This is a genomic window from Actinomadura sp. 9N407, assembly GCF_044326315.1.
Classification (GTDB): domain Bacteria; phylum Actinomycetota; class Actinomycetes; order Streptosporangiales; family Streptosporangiaceae; genus Spirillospora.
The window spans coordinates 1-3,445 of the sequence record NZ_JBIRAW010000069.1; the positions used below are offsets into that span (position 1 = coordinate 1).

Here is a 3,445-nt window from a genome sequence, read left to right on the forward strand (position 1 = left end):
TTGTTCTCTGTTGCAAATTTGTTGATCGCTTTGTGTGTTCAAGTTTTTAAGGGCACACGGTGGATGCCTTGGCATCAGGAGCCGATGAAGGACGTGGGAGCCTGCGATATGCCTCGGGGAGTCGGCAACCAGACTTTGATCCGGGGATTTCCGAATGGGGAAACCTGGCACCCGTCATGGGGTGTCGCCGCCGTCTGAATGTATAGGGCGGTTGGTGGGAACGCGGGGAAGTGAAACATCTCAGTACCCGCAGGAAGAGAAAACAATAGTGATTCCGTGAGTAGTGGTGAGCGAAAGCGGAGGAGCCTAAACCGTGCGCGTGTGATAGCCGGCAGGTGTTGCGTGTGCGGGGTTGTGGGACCACCCTGATCTGGCTGCCGCCAGGTCGAGGAGTTATAAACCGCTTGGGTAGTCGAATGGCATGGGAAGGCCGACCGTAGACGGTGAGAGTCCGGTAGACGAAATCCAAGTGGCTTCTGGGTGTGTTCCCGAGTAGCACGGGGCCCGTGAAATCCCGTGTGAATCTGCCACGACCACGTGGTAAGGCTGAATACTTCCTGATGACCGATAGCGGACAAGTACCGTGAGGGAAAGGTGAAAAGTGCCCCGGTGAGGGGTCGTGAAATAGTACCTGAAACCGTGTGCCTACAAGCCGTCAGAGCGTCCCCAACACCTTGTGGGGTGTTGTTCGTGATGGCGTGCCTTTTGAAGAATGAGCCTGCGAGTTATGGTGTGTGGCGAGGTTAACCGGTGGCGGGTAGCCGTAGCGAAAGCGAGTCTGAATAGGGCGTTTTTAGTCGCATGCTGTAGACCCGAAGCGGAGTGATCTAGCCATGGGCAGGGTGAAGCGCCGGTAAGACGGTGTGGAGGCCCGAACCCACCAGGGTTGAAAACCTGGGGGATGACCTGTGGTTAGGGGTGAAAGGCCAATCAAACTCCGTGATAGCTGGTTCTCCCCGAAATGCATTTAGGTGCAGCGTTGCGTGTTTCTTGCCGGAGGTAGAGCTACTGGATGGCTAATGGGCCCTACAAGGTTACTGACGTCAGCCAAACTCCGAATGCCGGTAAGTGAAGCGTGGCAGTGAGACTGCGGGGGATAAGCTTCGTAGTCGAGAGGGAAACAGCCCAGATCATCGGCTAAGGCCCCTAAGCGTGTGCTAAGTGGTAAAGGATGTGGAGTTGCTGTGACAACCAGGAGGTTGGCTTAGAAGCAGCCACCCTTGAAAGAGTGCGTAATAGCTCACTGGTCAAGTGATTCCGCGCCGACAATGTAGCGGGGCTCAAGCACACCGCCGAAGCCGTGGCATTCCAGCGTAAGCTGGGGTGGGTAGGGGAGCGTCCTGCAGCCGGCGAAGCCGCCGAGTGATCGAGTGGTGGAGGCTGTGGGAGTGAGAATGCAGGCATGAGTAGCGAATGGAGAGTGAGAAACTCTCCCGCCGGATGACCAAGGGTTCCTGGGGCAGGCTAATCCGCCCAGGGTAAGTCGGGACCTAAGGCGAGGCCGACAGGCGTAGTCGATGGACAACGGGTTGATATTCCCGTACCCGCTGGTATGCGCCAACGCTGAATCCTCTGATGCTAAGACCCTGAATCCTGGTTGGAGCCTTCGGGTTCCTTTCAGGCCTAGCGGTCGGCCCGAGGGGGTAGTAGGTGAGCGATGGGGTGACGCAGGAGGGTAGCTCAGCCCAGGCGATGGTTGTTCCTGGGGTAAGCATGTAGCCCGGTGTGCAGGTAAATCCGCACACCATTAAGGGTGAGATGTGATGCCGAGCCGTTTTAGGTGAAGTGAGTGATCCCATGCTGCCGAGAAAAGCCTCTAGTGAGTGTACCGGCGGCCCGTACCCCAAACCGACTCAGGTGGTCAGGTAGAGAATACCAAGGCGATCGGGTGAACTGTGGTTAAGGAACTCGGCAAATTGCCCCCGTAACTTTGGGAGAAGGGGGGCCACGTCTGGTGAACGCCCTTGCGGCGGGAGCTGGGTGTGGTCGCAGAGGCCAGGGGGAAGCGACTGTTTACTAAAAACACAGGTCCGTGCGAAGTCGTAAGACGCTGTATACGGACTGACGCCTGCCCGGTGCCGGAACGTTAAGAGGACCGGTTACTGCCCTTTCGGGGGTGGGAAGCTGAGAATCTAAGCGCCGGTAAACGGCGGTGGTAACTATAACCATCCTAAGGTAGCGAAATTCCTTGTCGGGTAAGTTCCGACCTGCACGAATGGCGTAACGACTTCCCCGCTGTCTCAACCACAGGCCCGGTGAAATTGCAGTACGAGTAAAGATGCTCGTTTCGCGCAGCAGGACGGAAAGACCCCGGGACCTTCACTATAGCTTGGCATTGGCGTTTGGAGCGTCTTGTGTAGGATAGGTGGGAGACTGTGAAGCCGGCACGCTAGTGTCGGTGGAGTCGTTGGTGAAATACCACTCTGGTCGTTTTGAGCGTCTAACCCGCACCCGTGGATCCGGGTGGGGGACAGTGCCTGGTGGGTAGTTTAACTGGGGCGGTTGCCTCCTAAAGAGTAACGGAGGCGCCCAAAGGTTCCCTCAGCCTGGTTGGCAATCAGGTGGCGAGTGCAAGGGCACAAGGGAGCTTGACTGTGAGACAGACATGTCGAGCAGGTGCGAAAGCAGGGCCTAGTGATCCGGCACCGGCGTGTGGAAGCGGTGTCGCTCAACGGCTAAAAGGTACCCCGGGGATAACAGGCTGATCTTCCCCAAGAGTCCATATCGACGGGATGGTTTGGCACCTCGATGTCGGCTCGTCGCATCCTGGGGCTGGAGTAGGTCCCAAGGGTTGGGCTGTTCGCCCATTAAAGCGGCACGCGAGCTGGGTTTAGAACGTCGCGAGACAGTTCGGTCCCTATCCGCTGCGCGCGCAGGAGAATTGAGAGGGTCTGTCCCTAGTACGAGAGGACCGGGACGGACGGACCTCTGGTGTGCCAGTTGTCCCGCCAGGGGCACGGCTGGTTGGCTACGTTCGGTCGGGATAACCGCTGAAAGCATCTAAGCGGGAAGCCTTCCTCGAGATGAGTTCTCCCTTCCACCCTTCGGGGTGGGGTAAGGCCCCCAACAGACCATTGGGTTGATAGGCCAGAAATGGAAGCATCGCAAGGTGTGGAGTTGACTGGTACTAATAGGCCGAGCGGCTTGACACACCCACAGATCAACGATTTCTGCTGCGGTTGTTCGCGTCCCTGTGCGGTTCCCAGAAAACAAACGGAACCGCAAAACTGAATACCGAGTCTGATACTCGGACGAGACTTGCCACCCCAGCCGTGGCCGGCCCCTTTGACGGGGGTGTGGCCCGCGGGGTGTGCGTGGAGCGTTCGGTGGTCATGGCGAAGGGGAAACACCCGGTCCCATCCCGAACCCGGAAGTTAAGCCCTTCAGCGCCGATGGTACTGCATGGGAGACTGTGTGGGAGAGTAGGACACCGCCGGACATATAT

General features: G+C 57.9%; 2 rRNA genes. Both read left to right on the forward strand.

Annotated features, from left to right (window positions below):
• Window positions 1-36: 36 nt before the first annotated feature.
• Window positions 37-3,152 (forward strand): 23S ribosomal RNA (locus ACH34Q_RS46850).
• A 170-nt stretch (window positions 3,153-3,322) separates the two neighbouring features.
• Window positions 3,323-3,439: ribosomal RNA gene (gene rrf, locus ACH34Q_RS46855) — 5S ribosomal RNA — on the forward strand.
• Window positions 3,440-3,445 lie beyond the last annotated feature (6 nt).